Origin of the sequence: Methanococcus aeolicus Nankai-3 (assembly GCF_000017185.1) — an archaeon.
GTDB classification, from domain to species: domain Archaea; phylum AGJL01; class Methanococci; order Methanococcales; family Methanococcaceae; genus Methanofervidicoccus; species Methanofervidicoccus aeolicus.
This window is the reverse complement of the sequence record NC_009635.1, coordinates 267,793-288,040: the sequence shown is the minus strand read 5'-3', so window position 1 is coordinate 288,040 and position 20,248 is coordinate 267,793. Positions and strand designations below refer to the sequence as shown.

Genomic DNA, 20,248 nt, shown 5'->3' with positions numbered 1-20,248 from the left:
TCATTATCCATTTAAATCATCCCCTGATATTATTTTGGAGACTTCTTCATCTATTAATATATCTTCGATAATTTCATCCAAATCTACATCATATTGCTTTAAATATAAGTCAGCGAGACATACAATATCATTATGCAACCCTTCTACTTTAGTTTTAAGATATTCCGTCTCATTTTCCAATTTCTCTATATTTTCAATAGTATTTGAGGTAATTTTTGAAGTGCCTATAAATGGATTTACCTGATTTGAAACCACCTCATAAAGTGACATAACATCTTGAAAATTTTCATTTATTTTATGGATGCTATCTCTTAATTCATCATTCTCTTTTTTTAGGCTTGTAATTGTCATTTCCAATCTTGGAATTTTTGATTCAAGTTCCCCTGTTCTGGCAAGAAGTTCTTCTGTTTCAGATGTTGGGTTTATCTCCTCCTCTTCATTCCATAATTCATTTTCTTCTTCCTCGGATTTATTCCTAGGGGGATTATTCCTAGTTTTATCTTTGGCAAATATGTTTTTTATTTTATTGATCATATTGGATATTGGCATATGTTTTCACCACTGCCCCCTACTAGTATTGGTTCTTTTATTTATTCTTATTAAATGATATTGGAATACCTGCCATATAGTTATTATATAGTTAACCCGCAATATTCATCGGATTTAAAATAATTAAGTTATATTTGATGTCATGAAATTAAAATATAATTAAGAAAAAAATATATAAATATTATTAAATAATTATTGTAGGCTCACAATTTTAACTGTGTCTAAGTATGTTGAAGGCGTTGTAAAGGATATTATACCAGGGGCTCCAAATTCTGGCCTTACTGAACCTGTTATAATTGACCTTGTCCCCATATTTAATCCTTCGGTATTTAATGCAATTACTACAATGTCTCCTTTATTTATAACGGGGGTAATATTTTGGCATGATCCATCTGCATCTTGAATTACAATTATACCGAAATCATTACTATTTAAATTTGTCCATGCAGTCGAATCGAATACTGAACCGCCAGTTGTTAATGTAGCGTACTGGGAAGAATTATAGTTAGTCATTCTTTCTGAGGTTCCGTCTGATATCATTGTAACAGTTTCACCCAAATCAATTGCTGAACTACCTGCATTTGGTGAAATGTATATTGCAGTTTTATTTATGTTGGTATTATTATGCACACCTGTAACCTGTAATATCTCGAGTCCACTAGCTACCTGTTCGGTGCTTTCTTTACCTGTGGAAGATGCTTTTTGTTGCAAAAATCCGCTTGTGTTAATTAACACACTTGCTGCAACTGCTGCAACTAATACCATGGCAATAAATATAATTAATGTACCTATGCCCATGGCACCTTTTTTATTTTTTAAAAATTCAAGGATTTTCATAATATTACCCCTATTTTTAATGACGATATTGGCATATATAATATATATTGTGGGCCCCTTATTGGAGGCTCACAATTTGAACTGTTTCTAAGTATGTTGAAGGCGTTGTAAAGGATATTATACCAGGGGCTCCAAATTCTGGCCTTACTGAACCTGTTATAATTGACCTTGTCCCCATATTTAATCCTTCGGTATTTAATGCAATTACTACAATGTCTCCTTTATTTATAACGGGGGTAATATTTTGGCATGATCCATCTGCATCTTGAATTACAATTATACCGAAATCATTACTATTTAAATTTGTCCATGCAGTCGAATCGAATACTGAACCGCCAGTTGTTAATGTAGCGTACTGGGAAGAATTATAGTTAGTCATTCTTTCTGAGGTTCCGTCTGATATCATTGTAACAGTTTCACCCAAATCAATTGCTGAACTACCTGCATTTGGTGAAATGTATATTGCAGTTTTATTTATGTTGGTATTATTATGCAAACCCGTAACCTGTAATATCTCGAGTCCACTAGCTACCTGTTCGGTGCTTTCTTTACCTGTGGAAGATGCTTTTTGTTGCAAAAATCCGCTTGTGTTAATTAACACACTTGCTGCAACTGCTGCAACCAATACCATGGCAATAAATATAATTAATGTACCTATGCCCATGGCACCTTTTTTATTTTTTAAAAATTCAAGGATTTTCATAATATTACCTCTATTTTTAATGACGATATTGGCATATATAATATATATTGTGGGCCCCTTATTGGAGGCTCACAATTTGAACTGTTTCTAAGTATGTTGAAGGCGTTGTAAAGGATATTATACCAGGGGCTCCAAATTCTGGCCTTACTGAACCTGTTATAATTGACCTTGTCCCCATACTTAATCCTTCGGTATTTAATGCAATTACTACAATGTCTCCTTTATTTATAACTGGAGTAGCAGCTTGACATGATCCATCTGCATCTTGAATTACAATTATACCGAAATCATTACTACTTAAATTTGTCCATGCAGCCGAAGTGAATACTGAACCGCCAGTTACTAATGTATCATACTGGGAAGAATTATAGTTAGTCATTCTTTCTGAGGTTCCGTCTGATATCATTGTAACAGTTTCACCCAAATCAATTGCTGAACTACCTGCATTTGGTGAAATGTATATTGCAGTTTTATTTATGTTGGTATTATTATGCAAACCCGTAACCTGTAATATCTCGAGTCCACTAGCTACCTGTTCGGTGCTTTCTTTACCTGTGGAAGATGCTTTTTGTTGCAAAAATCCGCTTGTGTTAATTAACACACTTGCTGCAACTGCTGCAACTAATACCATGGCAATAAATATAATTAATGTACCTATGCCCATGGCACCTTTTTTATTTTTTAAAAATTCAAGGATTTTCATAATATGTGCCTCTTAAATAATTTAAGGTAATTACTGTAATTCCATGATTTCTTTGGTGTATGCAATCGGCGTAGTGAAATCTACGACCGCAGGAGCTCCGAACTCTGGTTGGAATCTAGCTAAAACTCTTGTTCTTTCGGGAATTTCTGTATCAAATGCCGCCTCTGAATTTACAAGTATTGCTACAAAGTCTCCTTTGTTGATAACTCCTCCATTTACTACCGAGTTATCATTATCTTGTAATGGGGCTATCAAGAATGATTTGTCGTCTGCTCCTCCCCATACTGCTGTTCCGTTGAGTTTTACCCAGTCTGATGTACCCAATGTTGCATTAGCAGATATTATAGTATAATTCGCGAAATTCATAATAACTGTAAATGTGGTACCATCATATGATATACTATCTACTGTGGTTGTATTTTCTGAAGTTATTGTATTATTGGATAATACAGTTACAGAATCTCCCGCAGATAATCCTTTCAATACTGTTTTTAACTTTGAATTGGTTGTGGCAATTTTAATTTTATCCACATATGCCGATCCATTGAGTTTTACCCAGTCAGTATTTGGCAATATTGTTGTAGTGGATGCATCATTTACCACATTAGTTGAGAAGTTCATGATGACTTCATAATCTCCAGTACCGAGATTTGTTACACTTACTACAGTGGCGTCGGTAGCTGTTGTGGGTGTCCAATTGGTAGCATTGGTATCCATAGTCACTATGTCCCCTACTCTTAGACCGTTGAATATAGTTAGTAAATTAGCATTATTTGATGTTATATTGATCTTATCTACGGTACCATTTATAAGTGTTGTAGTTGTTGTTGGGTGAGTTGCCCCAGTATAATTTATTTCAAAAGCAGATGACACATCGTCTATAAGATTTGTAGTTGTTACAGGATGTGTTACATTTGAATAGTTTATGGCAAATCCATTTGTCAAACTGAATACATCCTGACTTCCATCAGTAGCAGATATTATGTCACTGTATTTCAATACTACGCTTTTACCATCGTATGTTAAGAACAATTTAGATTCTTTTAAATCAATTGGAGCACTTCCGGAATTTGGTGAAATATACATTACCATTTTATCTAAATCATAAAATATATTACCACTTTTGAAAATATGTCCTCGTACCCCATAACATAATAATCCACCAGCTACCTGTTCGGTGCTTTCTTTACCTGTGGAAGATGCTTTTTGCTGCAAAAATCCGCTTGTGTTAATTAACACACTTGCTGCAACTGCTGCAACTAATACCATGGCAATAAATATAATTAATGTACCTATGCCCATGGCACCTTTTTTATTTTTTAAAAATTCAAGGATTTTCATAATATTACCCCTATTTTTAATGACAATATTGGCATATATAATATATATTGTAGGCCCCAATTACAGGAGCTCCGAACTCTGGCTTTTAGATATTTATACGCCAATGATACTTCAATACTGCATTACCACATTATTGGAGCCTTACCACAGTTACATCATTAATATATGTCGCAGGCGTCATATATGATATCACACCCGGAGCTCCGAACTCTGGCCTTACTAAACCAGTTACAATTGTCCGAGGAGTCATATCCATATCTGCGGTATTCAATGCCAATACTACAAGGTCTCCTTTATTTATAACTGGGGTAATATTTTGGCATGATCCATCTGAATCTACTATTACAATTATGCCAAAGTCTTTTGAAGTTAGGTTATCCCATACTGGTGACCCAAATACTGAACCGCCAGTTGTTATTGAATCATAACTTTGTGCCTTTGAAATATTATAACTAATAGTTCTTTCTGATGTACCACTTGCCAAAATAATAATAGACTGGCTTAAATCAATTGCTGAACTACCTGCATTTGGTGTGACATATATTGCAGAATTATTCATGTGAGTAGTATTATGCATACCACTAATTTGTAATATTTGTATTCCACTAGCTACCTGTTCGGTGCTTTCTTTACCTGTGGAAGATGCTTTTTGTTGCAAAAATCCGCTTGTGTTAATTAACACACTTGCTGCAACTGCTGCAACTAATACCATAGCGATAAATATAATTAATGTACCTATGCCCATAGCACCTTTTTTATTTTTTAGAAAACTAAAGTGCTCCAGATTCATGTTTTGCCCTCTACTTTTAAAAGTTATAGTTTTAGTGAATTTACCTCTCTTAATATTTCCTCTTGTTATTTTTACCTATCATCACCTCCATGCCATACACACATATGTAAACATATGTTATACAATATAATAATTATATTTTTAAGATATATATAATTTCCCATAATTTTTTAATCAAAAAAATAAAACACAACCTAAAATACTACTACTGATAAGGGCGCGTATTCGGAAGAAACATGTAAAAATAAGGCATGGGAATTGATGTTGGCATTAATGTAATGGAAATGGCCGTAATAATATGAAACGAGATAATATGTCGGAAGATATGTATCAAGAAAAAAATGAAACAGATTAATAAAATAGAACATTTAATAGGTGCAGTAAGAGGAAAAGAATATGTTAATGAAATTCATTGGGTGAAATTATGAAATATAAGGAAATAATCAAATTAAACAATAATGGCGGCATTATTATCCTAAAAATAGAACAAATACCATGCCATAAATTTGGGGAGCTCCCTTAAAATCGGCGATGAAGGGAAATATTTCACCTCAAAACCACAGGAACTAATTTTAAAAAACAAAATCCTAGAGTCAAATTTTTTAATTCACACAATATTATTAGGATATTGTGGAATACTGGTTGTAGGCTATCCAAAGTATAAATTTAAAACCGGATGTAGATTTAAAGGAAGGTGTTTTTAAAATAAAAAATACAAAAGGAAAAGTAGAAAGGGATGGTGTATACTCGGAGGATACATTAAATGCACTGGTTGATTATATAAAATATAACCTCAATCAAGGAGAAGAAGATTATATATTTCAAAACCACATGGGAGAAAGAATAACAACGGAGGGATAAGTGAAGTTTTTAGAAAAACTGTAAAAGAATTAAAGGAGGAATCAAAACCCCCAAAAAATAAAAAATAGTTCTCCACTCATTACGGCATGGTAGAGCAGTTGCTCTTTTAGATAGTGGGTTTTCTATTGAAATTGTAATAGATTACACGAGGCATAAAAAATAGATACTACTTTATATTATACTCATCCCAGGGAAAGAAAACAAAAAATGTTAAAAGAATAATTTAATTTTAAAAAAATATATCAATCCCGCATATTACTAATTACAGTTCCAATTGACATTGCGGGACTTAGTCCCGTAATGTGAAAACACTAAAATAGTCTTAAAAAAGCATAAAATAGTCTTAAAAATAAAACGCGGAGACCGAGATTTGAACTCGGGTTGGGCAAAGCCCAACGGGATTAGCAGTCCCGCGCCGTACCAGACTGGGCCATCTCCGCACTACTCACTATTTTAAGATGGGCAACCTACTATATATACTTTTCGATTTTAATTCTAGGAGCTCCCCCATACCTCTAGACATTCCCAAATCTTTAAATCATATATAATATATTATCATATTATCTATTAAATCTGGTGAAAAATTGAGAGCTCTTATCATAGGAAGATGGCAACCATTTCATAATGGACATCTGTCAATCATTAAGGAAATATCTAATGAAGTAGATGAAATTATTATTGGCATAGGAAGTGCTCAAAAAAGTCATTCCCTTGATAATCCATTTACAGCAGGGGAAAGAATTATGATGATAATAAAATCCCTCAAAAAGTATAATTTCCCATATTATGTAATACCAATTAAAGATATAGAATTTAATGCTGTGTGGGTATCATATGTAGAGGCATTAACTCCCCCTTTTGATATCGTATATTCTGGAAATGCTCTTGTGAAAGAATTATTTGAAGAAAAAGGATATGAGGTTAGAAAACCAAAATTATATAATAGAACAGAATATTCTGGAACTGAAATAAGAAAAAGAATAATAAATAATGAAGATTGGAAGCATCTCATACCAAATGGTGTGATAAATGTTATTGACGAAATAGATGGAGAAAATAGAATAAAAAGGCTAAATATGAAAGATTATGATATCATAGAATAAATAAAAATAACCGTAATATTTCGGAGCTCCTGTATTATAACTAATAAATTAACTAAAATAATATATATTTAAAATAATTTAAAAATAGAAAATTAATGTATATATAAATATAATAAAAAGGACTTTATTTATTATCTACATTTAATATCAAATCATTAGAGCTCGGCACAATAAATACCTTATTATCATTTGAGGCCATCTCTTTTAAAGCATCTAATTTCTTATACTCTAATATTTCGGGATTTTCCCTTATTGCTTTTGCCAATATTCTTGTAGCATTCGCCTGCCCTTGTGCCTCTACGATTTTCTTTTCGGCCTCTGTTTTGGCTCTTTGAACTTCATATTTCATCTGTTCAGCTTCTTGCTTAGATTTCATTTTTCGCTCAATTGCCTGTTCAACCTGTTGGGGAAGGTCAATATTTCTAATAAGAACTGCTGTAACTATTATGCCTTTATCATTAAATTCTTTATCAATTTCTGTGTTTATTTTTTGCTGAACCTCTGTTCGTTTCTCTCCGTAAAGCTCATCAGTGCTATATTCTGAAATTATATCTCTAACCTTTGCCCTTATTCTACTGGTCATCCATGGTTCTGGATTTTTAACACTTAAATATAATTCTGGTGCATATTTTGGATTTATTTTATATTGCACAGATAAATCAATAACCACGGGGAGCCCCTCTCGCGTAAGAACTTTAACGGCATTTCCGTTATTTTCAACCATATCCATATTTTTTTCATAAATATTCATTCTTACAACATCCTGTACAATCGGAATTTTAAAATGTATGCCTGATTCTACTGGTTCAGGATTTACTTTCCCAAATGTTTTTACAATTCCTACTTCGGTGCTATCTATAATATAATAGGAGGAGAAAAGCGAAGCCCCCATTAATACAACACCCAGTATTATTATAATCCTATAATTTGCCAATATATCACCATATAAATTAAAAAAAATTAGATAATAAGATACATAAACGCCAATATGTGAATAAGATATAAATAAGATATATGATAAATAAAATATATAGAATATACTATAAATATATGACAATATAAAATATACTATAAATATATGACAATATAATGAAATATATAAAATTTAAAATATGTGGTATGTTTTTGAGTGGAACCGGAAAATCTACAAAAATCAAAGATTTTTGAATTCCAGTGACCATATAAAATCACTTTGTGATTTTAGAGATCCAAAAAATTGTTTATATATGTTCAAAATAATTAATAGAAATTAATAGAATGTTCGCCAATATATGTATTCGTTAGGGTTAATACAGGAGCTCCCGAACGAAATAATAAAAGGAAAAAATAGGTGTGATGTATGCCATACGAAAAGATATTAGTTCCAACAGATAGTTCTGCTGTTTCATTAGAAGCCGCAAATCAGGCTCTTGAAATAGCAAAGGCAATGAATTCAAAGGTTCATGCAGTATATGTTGTGGATATTGTTCCATTTGTAGGACTTCCTACGGAAGGACTTTGGGAGAGTATGAAAGAGATATTGGAAGAAGAAGGAATGGAAGCCTTACAAAAAATAGAAAAAATGGCCAAGGAAATGGGCGTAAATATGACTTCCAAAGTTCTTGAAGGTAGTCCATCAAATGAAATAGTAAAATATGCCGAAAACGAAAAAATAGATTTAATTGTCATAGGGACCACTGGAAAATCTGGTTTAGATAAAATATTACTTGGAAGTGTTGCCGAAAAAGTTAGTAAAAAGGCACATTGTCCGGTGCTTTTGGTAAAAAAGACAGATAAAGAAGAATAAATTATTATTTAATAACTATTTAAATATTATTTTTAATTATATATTTTATCAAGACCTACTCCCACGAATATAGTCAATCTTCGGTCTTTTTCACTAAACCGTCTCAAAATCGCAAAGCGATTTTTACGATCTCAAAATTCCGGAGGAGTTTTTACGACCCAAAATTCCGGAGGAGTTTTTAAGGTCGTATAAATTTTTCAGAGGAAAATTTAGAGATCCTATTAAAGCTAAAATCTAACCTATTACCAATAAATGAAAATTCGTTTACAAAAGCTATGCTTTTGTATAAAATCCTAAAAGGATTTTGTTTAATAATAGAAGGGATAAGGGACAGTTATTGAACTTACTATAAATTCACAAGGTTCTTCTTTAATTTTTTTAAATATGATTTTTAAAAACATATGATTTTTTATACTTATTAACCCTATTTAATATAATAAATACATAAAAAGGGCACATAATATGGAACAATTAAACAAAAAATTGAATAAAATAATGGTCGTAGGTAAAAATTACGAAATGCCATTTTCAAAAGGAATTTTAGCAAGGTCATTAACAGCGATAGGTATGAAACCAACTCAATCATATAAATTAGCAAGCGAAATAGAATCAATACTAAAAAAAGAAGGCATAACATCTATTTTAATGGATGACCTTAGAACAAGGGTATATTATCACCTCCTAACAAAAAACTACGATACCATAGCAGAAAAATATCTATTATGGAGAAATATTTTAAAAAAGCACCCTATCATAATACTTATTGGAGGGGCAAGTGGTGTTGGAACCTCCACCATAGCATTTGAATTAGCATCTCGTTTAGGTATCCCAAGCGTCATGGGGACAGATTCTATACGGGAAGTGATTAGAAGAAGTATTTCAAAGGATTTGGTGCCTGTGTTATATAATTCATCATATGATGCATGGAAATCCCTTAGACTTCCGGTGGAAAATTTTGGATGCGATAAGCACATAATAGGATTTGAACGGCATATTGAGCCAGTATTAATCGGCATAGAGGGAATTATAGATAGAAGTTTGACTGAGGGGTCCAGTATAATTATAGAGGGAACCCATATAGTCCCAGGCATAATGTCTGAAAAATATTCGTTGATGCCAAATATAATTACTATTGTATTAACGCTGAGCTCCGAAGAAATGCACAAACAAAGATTTTCTGCAAGGGCAAAAGTTAGTGCAAGACCCATGGAAAGATATATAGATAATTTTAAAATAATACGGAAAATAAATGATTATATTGTGGAAAATGCAAAATATCAAAATACTCCAGTAATTGAAAATATTTCGATTAGTGATAGTGTAAATAATGTATTAGAAATAATATCTGATAGATTCGAGTCCATTGAAAATATGGATAATGAATAATATAGTAAGTTCAAAAACTGTCCCTTATTTGCCATAAATAATTGGTGCTATAAGGCGTATTAATAGAATATAGTCTTATTTGCATAATATGGAGTGAAACAGTTCGAAGATTGACTATAAATAAATAACATACACGAACATGAATGATAATAATTAGATAAATAGGTGGAATAATGACAATAGATAATAAAATAAGACATATTGTAAAGGAATTTAAAGCTTATGTGCCTGGAAAATCTAAGGAAGAAATAGCACGAAATTATAATATAAATCCCGACGAAATTATAAAATTAGGCTCTAATGAAAATCCATGGGGGAGCTCCCCGAAAATAAAAGAGGAAATATTAAAAGAATTACCTAATATACATCAATATCCAGAGCCAGTAAATCCAATACTCATGGAGGAATTAAGTAAATTTACAAATATTCCAAAGGAAAATATAGTAGTTGGTGGAGATGGTGCTGATGAGATAATAGATACAATGATGAGGATTTTAATAGATAAAGATGATGAGGTAATTATTCCAATACCAACTTTTACACAGTATAGAATATCTGCAAAAATATATGGTGCAAATATAAAATATGCAAAATTTGATAAGGAAAAAGATTTCAAATTAGATGTGGATAGTGTTTTAAACAACATCACAGATAAAACAAAAATTATATTCTTATGTACTCCAAACAACCCCACCGGAAATATAATTGATAAAAAAGATATTGAAAAAATCATAAATTCAACAGATGCCCTTGTAATGATAGACCATGCATATATTGAATATTCAAAAGAAGAATATGATTTAACAGAATTTGCATTAAAATATGACAATGTTTTAATTTTAAGAACTTTTTCAAAGGTATTTGGTTTAGCAGGGCAAAGAATTGGCTACGGTATCACCAGTAAAAAAATTGTAGATTATATGATGAGAGTTAAACCAATATTCAGCATAACCAGATTAAGCCAAATTTGTGCCATTACAGCACTAAGGGATAAAGAATTTTTTGAAAAATCAAAAAATGACGGTATAAAAAGCATGGAAATATTATATAATGGTTTAAAAGAATTTAAGGAGTTAAAAGTTTATCCTTCCGAAGCAAATTATTTACTTGTGGAAGTTAAAAATGGCATGAGCTCTGGTGAGTTTTGCGTGGAGCTCCTGAAAAGAGGGGTAATTGTAAGAGATTGTAAATCTTTTGAAGGACTTGATGGGGAATATGTAAGGGTTGCCATTGGAACATTTGAAGAAGATAGAAGATTTTTAGAGATTTTAAAGGAGATTGTTAATTAATTTTTTATTTATTTTACTATTTAAATTTTAGTGTAGTCATAATTTGAGATTATAGTAAGTTCAAAAACTGTCCCTAATATGTCCCTATTTTTTTATGTCCTATTTTATATATTTATACAGAGTAGATTTGGGAGCTCCCATAAGTGAGTGAATTTCTGGAAAAATAGTTTCATTAAATCAAAATGGAAAAGAAAAAAGGAAGAAATCTTAATTTTTATTTTCCAATAATTCTATTATTCTATCTAACTTTTCATTCATTAATTCCATCTGTCCAAATATCATTTTAATATATCTAACCCCTTCATCGAGTTTTTTGTTTAACTCCATTAAATCGTCTGCTGAAATTCTGTTTATGCCTTTTGGGAACTCAATATGTGATTTTAATTCTCTGTCTTCAATCTCTTCTATTTTGATTAAATTGTCCTTTTTTTCCAAAAACTTTATACTTTTTTTAAAAAATTCTTTTATTTCTTCATCATCAAAGTTTGCCAAAATCCTTACAGTTCCATCTTCATAATTATAAACTACCCCATCAATCCCTAAACCTCTGCCTATATCTTCTATTCTATCTCTAAACCCAACATGTTGAACAATTCCATGTATTTTTAACTCATAAGTTGTTGCCATCTTTATCACCTTATGACATATTATACTATAATACATATTTATATTATTCGATATAGTCGGAGCTCCGATAACTCATTATAACCTCCTTTCAAATCTCCAACTTCAACAGTATGTTTCAGCTCACTAAATGATAACGGTATATTTTAAGTAAGTTAATATAATCATTTAATCTTCTTAATCACTGCAAGAGATAAATATTCATTAACCTCATCAAAATTAATTTCATCGATTTTTCCCATTTGAATTTCTTCATTTTCGCAACAGGCTTTACTTACAATACCTACAATATAATCGTTTTTATGCTCCTCATCAACTAATTTTTTAAGTTTTTCTCCTAAACTTTTAGTTTTCATAACTACAATAGTATCAAATACTCCCAAATATTTTTCTAAATCCTTTCCCTGAGGAAGTATTGCAATATTTTCATCGCCTTCAACAAGTGGGATATTTAACCTTCCCGCACTTGCAAAAGGCGAAGGAATGCCATTTATAATTTCAACAGAAATATTATTTTCTTTTAGGGAGCTCCACACATAAGAGAAGGTGCTGTACAATGTTGGGTCCCCAATTGTTATTAGTGCTACTTCTCCATTTGCTTCTTTAATGGTATTAAAAGCATCGTTCCAGTATTTTTTTAAATAATCAATATCTTTACTCATTGGGAATAATAATTCTACGATATTTTCTTTTTTATCCTCATTTAATACATCTTTTATTATATCATATGCTACGGAGCTCCGACCCTCTTTTGATATTGGGACAAAAATTGTATCTACGCTATTCAATATATTTACAGCTTTTACCGTCAATAAATCTTTATCTCCTGGACCTACTCCAATTCCATAAACTTTTTCTACCATACTATACTCGCCCCTTTATTGTTTAATTTTGTGATAATTACTTTACCATATTTATTTAATGTATTTTTAACATTTTCGGTATTTTCTTTATTGCATAATGCTATGTATGATGGACCTGTTCCAGATAATCCTGCTGTTAGAGCTCCACTTTCGATTGCCTCAATTGCTATGTTTGTTGGAAAATTCAATGCCGAAGCATATAAAATACCATTTAAAAATAGTGCGTTGTAGTAATTTCCAGCTAAACACTCTTTAAATGCCACGGCAACAGAATTTTTTAAAAGTTTCATTCTATTTACATTAACATTTTTATTTAAATTTGGAATAAGTATTAAAACATCAATAATATCCTCAATGCTTTCGTTATTACTTTTAAAGGTATCTCTTTTAATTAGTTCTCTTTTTGTATTATCTGTTATTGTTATGCCACCATAATAAGACGCCGTTGCATCATCATAAGCTCCTGTGATGGTTAATTTTTCATCGAAAGAGGATTTTATAGCCAAATCAAGTATTAATTTAGGATCTAATTTTTCCCCTATTGCATCAATTGTAGCCATAACTACGGCATTAGATGTGGCACTACTACTACTAAGCCCAGATTTCACTGGTATTGTGGTTTTTGTGCTTACTGTTGCAGAATAATCCAACTCAAAATAATTTAAAACATTTTTTACACAAGTTTCTATAAGATTGGGCTTCACGGTAGGATGGTCTTTTATAATTCCTTTAATTCTTTTTTTTCCGTCATCAATCAGCTCAACCGTGGCACATACATTTAAATCTATACCAAATGCCGAACCTTTACCTGTGGCTATGGCATTTATAATGGTTCCTGATGCCAAAGCCATTGCCGAGGAGCTCCCTGTTTTGTCCATGATATTCACCATATAAAATTATTTTATGTAAATTATATATACTGTGTTGCATATAATCAATTAAGAGAAGTAATAAAAAATATTTAATCATTTTGATAATATTCAAACATATAATTAATTAAAATAAATTCTATTTATTTTATTCCTATTTATATATTGTATATTTATATTATATTAATGGTTTTTTATATTTTAGATTATCCAACATTAATATATATGTAATAAATATTTTATTATAATAAATATAAACATATAATGATAACAATTAAAATTAAATAATAAACGGAATTAGAGGGATATCGATGGTAAAAGTAAAACAGTCGGAAATAAATATTGGTATGGTTGGTCATGTTGACCACGGAAAAACCAGTTTAACCAGACAACTAACCGGAACATGGACGGACACCCACAGTGAAGAGTTAAAAAGAGGAATCTCCATAAGATTAGGTTATGCAGATTGTGAGATTATGAAGTGCCCAAAATGTGGAGCTCCCGAAGCATATTCTGTGAGCAAAACCTGTCCAGTATGTGGCACCAAAACAAAAATGTCAAGAAAAATATCATTTGTAGATGCACCTGGGCACGAAACGCTAATGGCTACAATGTTATCAGGAGCTTCCCTTATGAATGGGGCAATATTGGTAATAGCTGCAACAGAAAAATGCCCACAACCCCAAACAAAAGAACATTTAATGGCACTTGATGCCCTTGGAATTGAAAATATTATTATTGTTCAAAACAAAATTGATTTAGTTGATGAAGAAAGAGCAAAAGAAAGCTACAACGAAATAAAAGAATTTGTAAAAGACACAGTAGCAGAAAAAGCCCCAATTATCCCTATTTCAGCACATCACGGAGCAAATATTGATATATTATTAAATGCAATTGAGGATTTAATGCCAACCCCTGAAATGGATGAGGGAGCTCCTGCACGATTATATGTTGCAAGAAGTTTTGACATCAATAAACCAGGATGCGAGATAAGTAAGCTTAAAGGTGGGGTTATCGGAGGGAGCATAATTCAAGGAACACTTAATTCAGGCGAAAAAATCGAAATTAAACCGGGATTAAAAATCGTAGAAGGAAATAAAATTAGATGGGAATCTATAATTACAAAAATCACATCTCTTGGTGTTGGAGGTAAAACTGTTAAAGTGGCTCATCCGGGAGGATTGGTTGGAATTGGAACAGAATTAGACCCAGCACTTACAAAATCAGATTCACTAAGTGGATGTGTAGCCGGAGCTCCGGGAACATTGCCTGAAACTTTATCCGAAATCACAGTTCAAACAAAATTATTGGATAGAATTGTAGGTTCAGACGAAGAATTAATAATAAGCCCTTTAAAATCAAATGAAGCTTTAATGTTAAATGTGGGAACAGCAACCACAGTTGGAATAATAACCTCCGCAAGAGGAGATATGGCTGATATGAAGTTAAAACTTCCTATTTGCGCAGATAAAGGGGACAGAATAGCAATGAGTAGAAGAATAGGTTCAAGATGGAGATTAATTGGATATGGAATTATTCAATAAATTAAATACTATTTTTATTTTTTATCTTTTTTATCTTTTTAATTTATAATTAATCTTCGGTCTTTTTCAGTTAAATACGATAACAAAGCTAAATTTCACAATCTTATGGCAGATTAGGGACAGTTTTTGAAGATTAACTATATACAGTACTTTTTTAAAAATCCTATTTTTATTTTTTTATACTATTTTTTAAATTAATTATATAATTATATATATTGTAATTAATAATATATATCCAAATGAAAGATAATTAAGGCAATTAAGGCAATTAAGGTGATTTTATGATAACAGATATTTTAATTATTGGTGGCGGAGGAGCAGCGGCAAGATGTGCAATAGAATGCAATAAATCCGTAATAGTGGCAGTTAAAGGACTTTTTGGTAAAAGTGGTTGCACTGTGATGGCAGAAGGAGGATATAACGCCGTTGTAAATCCAAATGACGATTTTGAAATTCATTTCAATGACACTATGAAAGGAGGAGCATACATAAATAATCCAAAATTGGTTGAAATACTTATAAAAAATTCTCCAAAGGAATTAGAAAATTTAGAAAAATTTGGCTCACTATTCGATAGAAATGAGGACGGAACCATAGCACAACGACCATTTGGGGGGCAGAGTTTTAATAGAACTTGTTATAGTGGAGATAGCACAGGGCATGAAATAATGGCGGGGCTGATGGAATATGTTGGCAAAAAGGACAATATTAAGATTATGGAAGATACCACAGCAATAAAATTAATTGTAAAAAATAATGTTTGTTATGGGGCTCTGTTTATAAACAACATCACAGGAGAAATATTCCCAATATATGCAAAATCCACAGTATTGGCAACGGGCGGAGCTGGGCAATTATATCCAATTACATCAAATCCAATCCAAAAAGTAGGGGACGGTTTTGCACTGGCATATAATGAAGGTGCAATTTTAAAAGATATGGAGATGGTGCAATTTCACCCAACGGGAATGGTTGGAACTGGTATATTGGTTACGGAAGCCGTAAGGGGAGAAGGTGGAATATTATACAATAAAGATAAAGAAAGATTTATGAAAAATTACGACCCTCAAAGAATGGAGCTATCCACAAGAGATGTCGTAGCAAAAGCAATATTTAACGAGGTTCAAGAGGGAAGAGGAATAAACGGAGGAGTTTATTTAGATGTATCTCATCTCAACCCTAAATTAATAGAGGAAAAATTAGAAACAATGTTTAGGCAGTTTATGGATATTGGCGTAGATATTAGAAAGGAACCAATGATTATAGCTCCTACGGCACATCATACAATGGGGGGCATAAGAATAAATGAAAAATGTGAAACCAATATAGGCGGATTATATGCCTGTGGAGAGGTTGCAGGCGGAATTCATGGGGCAAATAGATTGGGGGGAAATGCTCTGGCAGATACTCAGGTTTTTGGAGCAATCGCTGGAAAAAATGCCTGTGATTATGCAGAAAATAGCCCTATAAATCATAAATTAAATAATATCAATGAATATACAGAGGAATTAATTAATAATATTAAACAGGAAATAGATAATTTAAAAAATAAAGATAATGGGGCTAATAAAAATAGTAAAGATAATAACACAAATGATGTGGAAACCGTATATAATTTAATAGATACACTTAAAAATATTATGTGGAATTATGTTTCCATAGTGAGAACAGAGGAAGGACTAAATAAGGCACTAAATGAAATAAATGATTTAAAAAATAAAATAGATAATGTAAAATTAAATGGTATAATTGATATTTTAAGGTATTTTGATTTAAAAAATATGATAGTAGTTAGTGAATTAATTATAAAAAGTGCTTTAAAAAGAGAAGAAAGTAGGGGGGCCCATTATAGAAAAGATTTTCCTGAAACAATTGACAGATTTAAAGGCAATTTTGTAGCACAAAACAATAAAATTACTTTCATACCGTTAAAAGAATAAAATAATATAAAAATAAATGAAAGAATGAATATAATAAAATAATAAAAATATTTACGCAAAATCTTTTAATTTTTATATCGGAGCTCCGATAAAAAACACTATAATTAAGTAGTAAATGGGAGCTCCCACTACAATATTTTATGCCCCGTATTATTTGCCTTAGTAATTATTATTTCCCCCTCTATGCCGTTGTTATCAAAAAATTCATTAGAATATTCTTTAACTTTCTGTATATCTTCTTTTCCATTGCATAATGAATATATTGTTGGTCCAAAACTTGATAATCCGCTGTATGATATTTTTTGTAGATTTTTTATTAGTTCTTTTACAGCTGGTTTTTGGAGCTCCCTTTCAATATTCTTAAATCCAATATATTGCAACTCATTGACAACTTCACCAAATGAATTAAAATCATTATTTATTATTGATGGCATCATTTTCATTAATATCAAATGACATATTTTTTGAGTTTCATTTAATGATATGGGGCAGTATTTTTTAAAAATATCTATCTCTTTATCTCCGCAAATGTTTTTGCCCTTTGGAATTGTTAAAACAATATCCCAATTAAAATCATGCCTAAATAACAGTGGAGCTACGGGGGTGTTTTTTGATGCCGATGATGGTTTAAAATCTTGTTTTTCTTTATTTTTATCTTTTCCAAAACTATGTCCGCCATCGATTATAAATCCTCCTTTTTCAAATGAATAAACTCCAATTCCAGAAGTTCCGCCTCTTCCTGTTATTTTTGATATGGTTTTAGCATTTAATTTTTTATTGTATATTTCGGATATTATTTTACCTGTTGCCAATGAAATCTGGGTTCCACTACCTAAACCGTTATGCTGAGGCATTATTTCATTAATTTTTAAATAAATTCCTTCTTCTCCCATGTATTTCAATATTTCCTTGGAAGAATTATATATTCTATTTTCTATATCTTTTAAGTCTTGGGGATTAAAATTATTTAATATATTTTTATTAAATTCTATATCTATCTGGGAGCTCCCTCTTCCCTCAATAACAAAATTAGGATAATCTATCGTTATACCTATTCCCCCATCTACTCTCCCAATACTTCCGTTTAGGTCTATAAGTCCCATATGTATTCTTGATGGAGATATTAATTTTATCATGTATGTTCCTCAATTTGTATTTATGTTTTATTTTTAATTATTATTGGTAGGTAGTTATTAGTTATATTATAAATACTAACAAAGAGCTTCTAAAATATCATGCCTTGTTACTATTCCAACTAATTCCCCATTTTCAACAATGGGAAGCCTTTTAACTTTATTTTTAACCATAATTTTTGAAGCTTCGTTAATTGTGGTGTCTGGCGTTATTGTAATTACATCTTTTACCATGATTTCCTTTACTTTTGTTTTCATTGCATTTTCAATATCTTTTCTATATTCTTCAAGTTTTAAGGTAGTTTTTAATGGGAGCTCCAACAAATCAAAGGGAGATGGTAATAAAATATTTATATCTTCATTATGAGTCGTTAATGTTTTTATAATATCTTCCTCTGATACCACACCTACAAAATAATTATCGTCATTTATCACGGGAGCTCCACTAATATTGTGGGTTTTAAATAATTCTATGGCATCGCTAATATTATCATTTTCATTTAATAAAATGGGTTTTTTCATTATTGATTTTACAGTCGTAGTCATTTTATCGCCCTCATATCTTATATTTATATATAATACTGATATAATAGTATAAAAATATGTTATGGATTATATTATATATTTATATTATCTATTTATGATATCGTTTTATTTAAATTATTATAATTTATATTTGGTGGATTATGAACATAAAAATAAACAATGGGATTAATGAATGTGACATACATCTAATAGGCACCGCGCATGTTTCGGAGGATAGTGTGGATAAGGTGGAAAAATCAATATGCGAGATAAACCCCGATTTAATAGCAGTTGAGCTTGATAAAGATAGATTTTTTGCAATAACTAAAAATAATACAAATGACCCCGATAATCTTAAAAAAGTAGATTTAATAAAAATCATAAAAGAAGGAAATATCAGTCTTTTTTTAGTGCATACTCTTTTAGCAAATTTTCAGAAAGATATAGGGGAGAAATTTGGCATAAAGCCGGGTAGCGAAATGAAAAAGGCAATTGATTTAGCAATAGCATACAATAAACCTATATCATTAATAGATAGACCAATAAACATTACTTTAAAAAGAGCAATACAATCACTGTCATCTAAGGAAAAGCTACAAATTATGCTGAGTTTCATTAGTGGCGACAAAAATATTGACTTAGACGAAAAATCAATAAATGAAATGGTAGATAATGCAGATGATTTAATAGATGTATTGAAAGAAGTATCTCCTACAATATATGGTGTTTTAGTCGATGAACGAGATAAATATATGGCAAAAAATATATATGAACTCAGCAAAGAAAAAGAAAGAATATTGGTGGTTGTAGGAGCGGGGCATTTAAAAGGCATCATCAACTATTTAAAAAAGCTTGAAAATAATGAAATATATATAAATTTAAAGGAGCTAACAGAATTAAAAAAAAATAAAAATTATCTAAAAATAATTATTTCCACATTAATTGTATCAATTGTAGTTTATGGATTTTGGGCAATTGCATCGGACCCAGAAGCTCTAAAAAAGCTCACGATTGACTGGATACTTATAAATGGTGGTTTATCTGCTCTTGGGGCAATTATTGCAAGAGGTAAATTTCCATCAGTTATTGCAGCATTTTTGGGAGCTCCCATAACTTCATTAATACCTGTTGTAGGGGCGGGATATATTGCCGGATTAGTCGAGCTAAAATATAGGGGGATTACCTCCGATGATATTGACGAGCTTTTAAATTCCAATAATATAAAAAATTTAATGAAAAATAACAGTGCCATGAGAGTTTTAATGGTTGCCACACTTTCCAGTATTGGAAGTGCTATTGGGACTTTTTATTTTATTCCAAAATTTTTAGGACATTTGTTTTAATTCAAAACAAAAAAATTTAAAATATATAAAAAAATAAAAGAATATGGTCAAAAATCATA

At 31.0% G+C, this 20,248-nt stretch carries 19 protein-coding genes, 1 tRNA gene and 1 pseudogene; 8 read left to right on the top strand and 13 right to left on the bottom strand.

Going from position 1 to position 20,248, the window contains the following annotated elements:
• Nucleotides 1-3: 3 nt before the first annotated feature.
• From MAEO_RS01305 to MAEO_RS01280, 6 genes and pseudogenes are all read right to left on the bottom strand, one after another.
• Entirely contained in the window at nucleotides 4-549 is a 546-nt protein-coding gene (locus MAEO_RS01305) for a flagella accessory protein C (protein WP_011972982.1), read from the bottom strand.
• A gap of 192 nt (nucleotides 550-741) precedes the next feature.
• The gene (locus MAEO_RS01300; protein ID WP_011972981.1) at nucleotides 742-1,386 is read right to left on the bottom strand and encodes a flagellin; all 645 of its coding nucleotides are present in this window, start codon (nucleotides 1,384-1,386) and stop codon (nucleotides 742-744) included.
• A 58-nt stretch (nucleotides 1,387-1,444) separates the two neighbouring features.
• Entirely contained in the window at nucleotides 1,445-2,089 is a 645-nt protein-coding gene (locus MAEO_RS01295) for a flagellin (RefSeq protein ID WP_011972980.1), read from the bottom strand.
• Between the two features lie 58 nt (nucleotides 2,090-2,147).
• Nucleotides 2,148-2,792, bottom strand: a complete 645-nt coding sequence (locus MAEO_RS01290; protein ID WP_011972979.1) for a flagellin — start codon at nucleotides 2,790-2,792, stop codon at nucleotides 2,148-2,150.
• A 780-nt stretch (nucleotides 2,793-3,572) separates the two neighbouring features.
• Nucleotides 3,573-4,133 (bottom strand): annotated as a pseudogene (locus MAEO_RS08160) (archaellin/type IV pilin N-terminal domain-containing protein); the annotation flags it as partial.
• Nucleotides 4,134-4,263: 130 nt separating this feature from the next.
• Entirely contained in the window at nucleotides 4,264-4,923 is a 660-nt protein-coding gene (locus MAEO_RS01280) for a flagellin (protein WP_011972977.1), read from the bottom strand.
• Nucleotides 4,924-5,574: 651 nt separating this feature from the next.
• Here MAEO_RS01280 and MAEO_RS08130 point away from each other — a divergent pair.
• Nucleotides 5,575-5,784 (top strand): tyrosine-type recombinase/integrase, encoded by a 210-nt coding sequence (locus tag MAEO_RS08130; protein ID WP_157196847.1) that lies wholly within the window; start codon nucleotides 5,575-5,577, stop codon nucleotides 5,782-5,784.
• Nucleotides 5,785-6,139: 355 nt separating this feature from the next.
• Here the strand turns inward: MAEO_RS08130 and MAEO_RS01275 are convergent.
• Nucleotides 6,140-6,224 (bottom strand) — tRNA-Ser (locus tag MAEO_RS01275).
• 144 nt (nucleotides 6,225-6,368) lie between these two features.
• Here MAEO_RS01275 and MAEO_RS01270 point away from each other — a divergent pair.
• On the top strand, nucleotides 6,369-6,887 hold the full coding sequence (locus tag MAEO_RS01270) for a nicotinamide-nucleotide adenylyltransferase (protein WP_011972976.1): 519 nt from the start codon (nucleotides 6,369-6,371) through the stop codon (nucleotides 6,885-6,887).
• A gap of 124 nt (nucleotides 6,888-7,011) precedes the next feature.
• Here the strand turns inward: MAEO_RS01270 and MAEO_RS01265 are convergent, their stop codons facing one another.
• Nucleotides 7,012-7,821 (bottom strand): SPFH domain-containing protein, encoded by an 810-nt coding sequence (locus tag MAEO_RS01265; RefSeq protein ID WP_232202529.1) that lies wholly within the window; start codon nucleotides 7,819-7,821, stop codon nucleotides 7,012-7,014.
• 405 nt (nucleotides 7,822-8,226) lie between these two features.
• On the opposite strand from MAEO_RS01265, the gene MAEO_RS01260 reads away from it, so the two are divergent.
• From MAEO_RS01260 to hisC, 3 genes are all read left to right on the top strand, one after another.
• On the top strand, nucleotides 8,227-8,673 hold the full coding sequence (locus tag MAEO_RS01260; RefSeq protein WP_011972974.1) for a universal stress protein: 447 nt from the start codon (nucleotides 8,227-8,229) through the stop codon (nucleotides 8,671-8,673).
• Nucleotides 8,674-9,135: 462 nt separating this feature from the next.
• On the top strand, nucleotides 9,136-10,059 hold the full coding sequence (locus tag MAEO_RS01255; protein WP_011972973.1) for a 2-phosphoglycerate kinase: 924 nt from the start codon (nucleotides 9,136-9,138) through the stop codon (nucleotides 10,057-10,059).
• A gap of 173 nt (nucleotides 10,060-10,232) precedes the next feature.
• Nucleotides 10,233-11,348 (top strand): histidinol-phosphate transaminase, encoded by a 1,116-nt coding sequence (gene hisC / locus MAEO_RS01250; RefSeq protein WP_011972972.1) that lies wholly within the window; start codon nucleotides 10,233-10,235, stop codon nucleotides 11,346-11,348.
• Between the two features lie 207 nt (nucleotides 11,349-11,555).
• Here the strand turns inward: hisC and MAEO_RS01245 are convergent, their stop codons facing one another.
• The 3 genes from MAEO_RS01245 to MAEO_RS01235 form a co-directional block, all read right to left on the bottom strand.
• Nucleotides 11,556-11,975 carry an acylphosphatase gene (locus MAEO_RS01245; protein ID WP_011972971.1) on the bottom strand — a complete coding sequence of 140 codons (420 nt, stop codon included), beginning with the start codon at nucleotides 11,973-11,975 and terminating at the stop codon, nucleotides 11,556-11,558.
• A gap of 161 nt (nucleotides 11,976-12,136) precedes the next feature.
• Nucleotides 12,137-12,835, bottom strand: coding sequence for a precorrin-2 C(20)-methyltransferase (cobI, locus tag MAEO_RS01240; protein ID WP_011972970.1), 699 nt, complete (start codon nucleotides 12,833-12,835; stop codon nucleotides 12,137-12,139).
• Nucleotides 12,829-13,713 (bottom strand): shikimate kinase, encoded by an 885-nt coding sequence (locus tag MAEO_RS01235; RefSeq protein ID WP_011972969.1) that lies wholly within the window; start codon nucleotides 13,711-13,713, stop codon nucleotides 12,829-12,831. The genes cobI and MAEO_RS01235 overlap by 7 nt, the downstream gene beginning before the upstream one ends.
• A 302-nt stretch (nucleotides 13,714-14,015) precedes the next feature.
• On the opposite strand from MAEO_RS01235, the gene MAEO_RS01230 reads away from it, so the two are divergent.
• Nucleotides 14,016-15,248, top strand: a complete 1,233-nt coding sequence (locus tag MAEO_RS01230; RefSeq protein WP_011972968.1) for a translation initiation factor IF-2 subunit gamma — start codon at nucleotides 14,016-14,018, stop codon at nucleotides 15,246-15,248.
• A 281-nt stretch (nucleotides 15,249-15,529) separates the two neighbouring features.
• Nucleotides 15,530-17,188 (top strand): fumarate reductase (CoM/CoB) subunit TfrA, encoded by a 1,659-nt coding sequence (gene tfrA / locus MAEO_RS01225; RefSeq protein WP_011972967.1) that lies wholly within the window; start codon nucleotides 15,530-15,532, stop codon nucleotides 17,186-17,188.
• 128 nt (nucleotides 17,189-17,316) lie between these two features.
• Here the strand turns inward: tfrA and MAEO_RS01220 are convergent, their stop codons facing one another.
• Nucleotides 17,317-18,321: a beta-ribofuranosylaminobenzene 5'-phosphate synthase gene (locus MAEO_RS01220; RefSeq protein ID WP_048062428.1), complete on the bottom strand. Its 1,005-nt coding sequence runs from the start codon at nucleotides 18,319-18,321 to the stop codon at nucleotides 17,317-17,319.
• A gap of 78 nt (nucleotides 18,322-18,399) precedes the next feature.
• Nucleotides 18,400-18,867 carry a CBS domain-containing protein gene (locus tag MAEO_RS01215; protein ID WP_011972965.1) on the bottom strand — a complete coding sequence of 156 codons (468 nt, stop codon included), beginning with the start codon at nucleotides 18,865-18,867 and terminating at the stop codon, nucleotides 18,400-18,402.
• Nucleotides 18,868-19,007: 140 nt separating this feature from the next.
• Between MAEO_RS01215 and MAEO_RS01210 the strand changes: the two genes are divergently transcribed.
• Nucleotides 19,008-20,189: a TraB/GumN family protein gene (locus tag MAEO_RS01210; protein WP_011972964.1), complete on the top strand. Its 1,182-nt coding sequence runs from the start codon at nucleotides 19,008-19,010 to the stop codon at nucleotides 20,187-20,189.
• Nucleotides 20,190-20,248 lie beyond the last annotated feature (59 nt).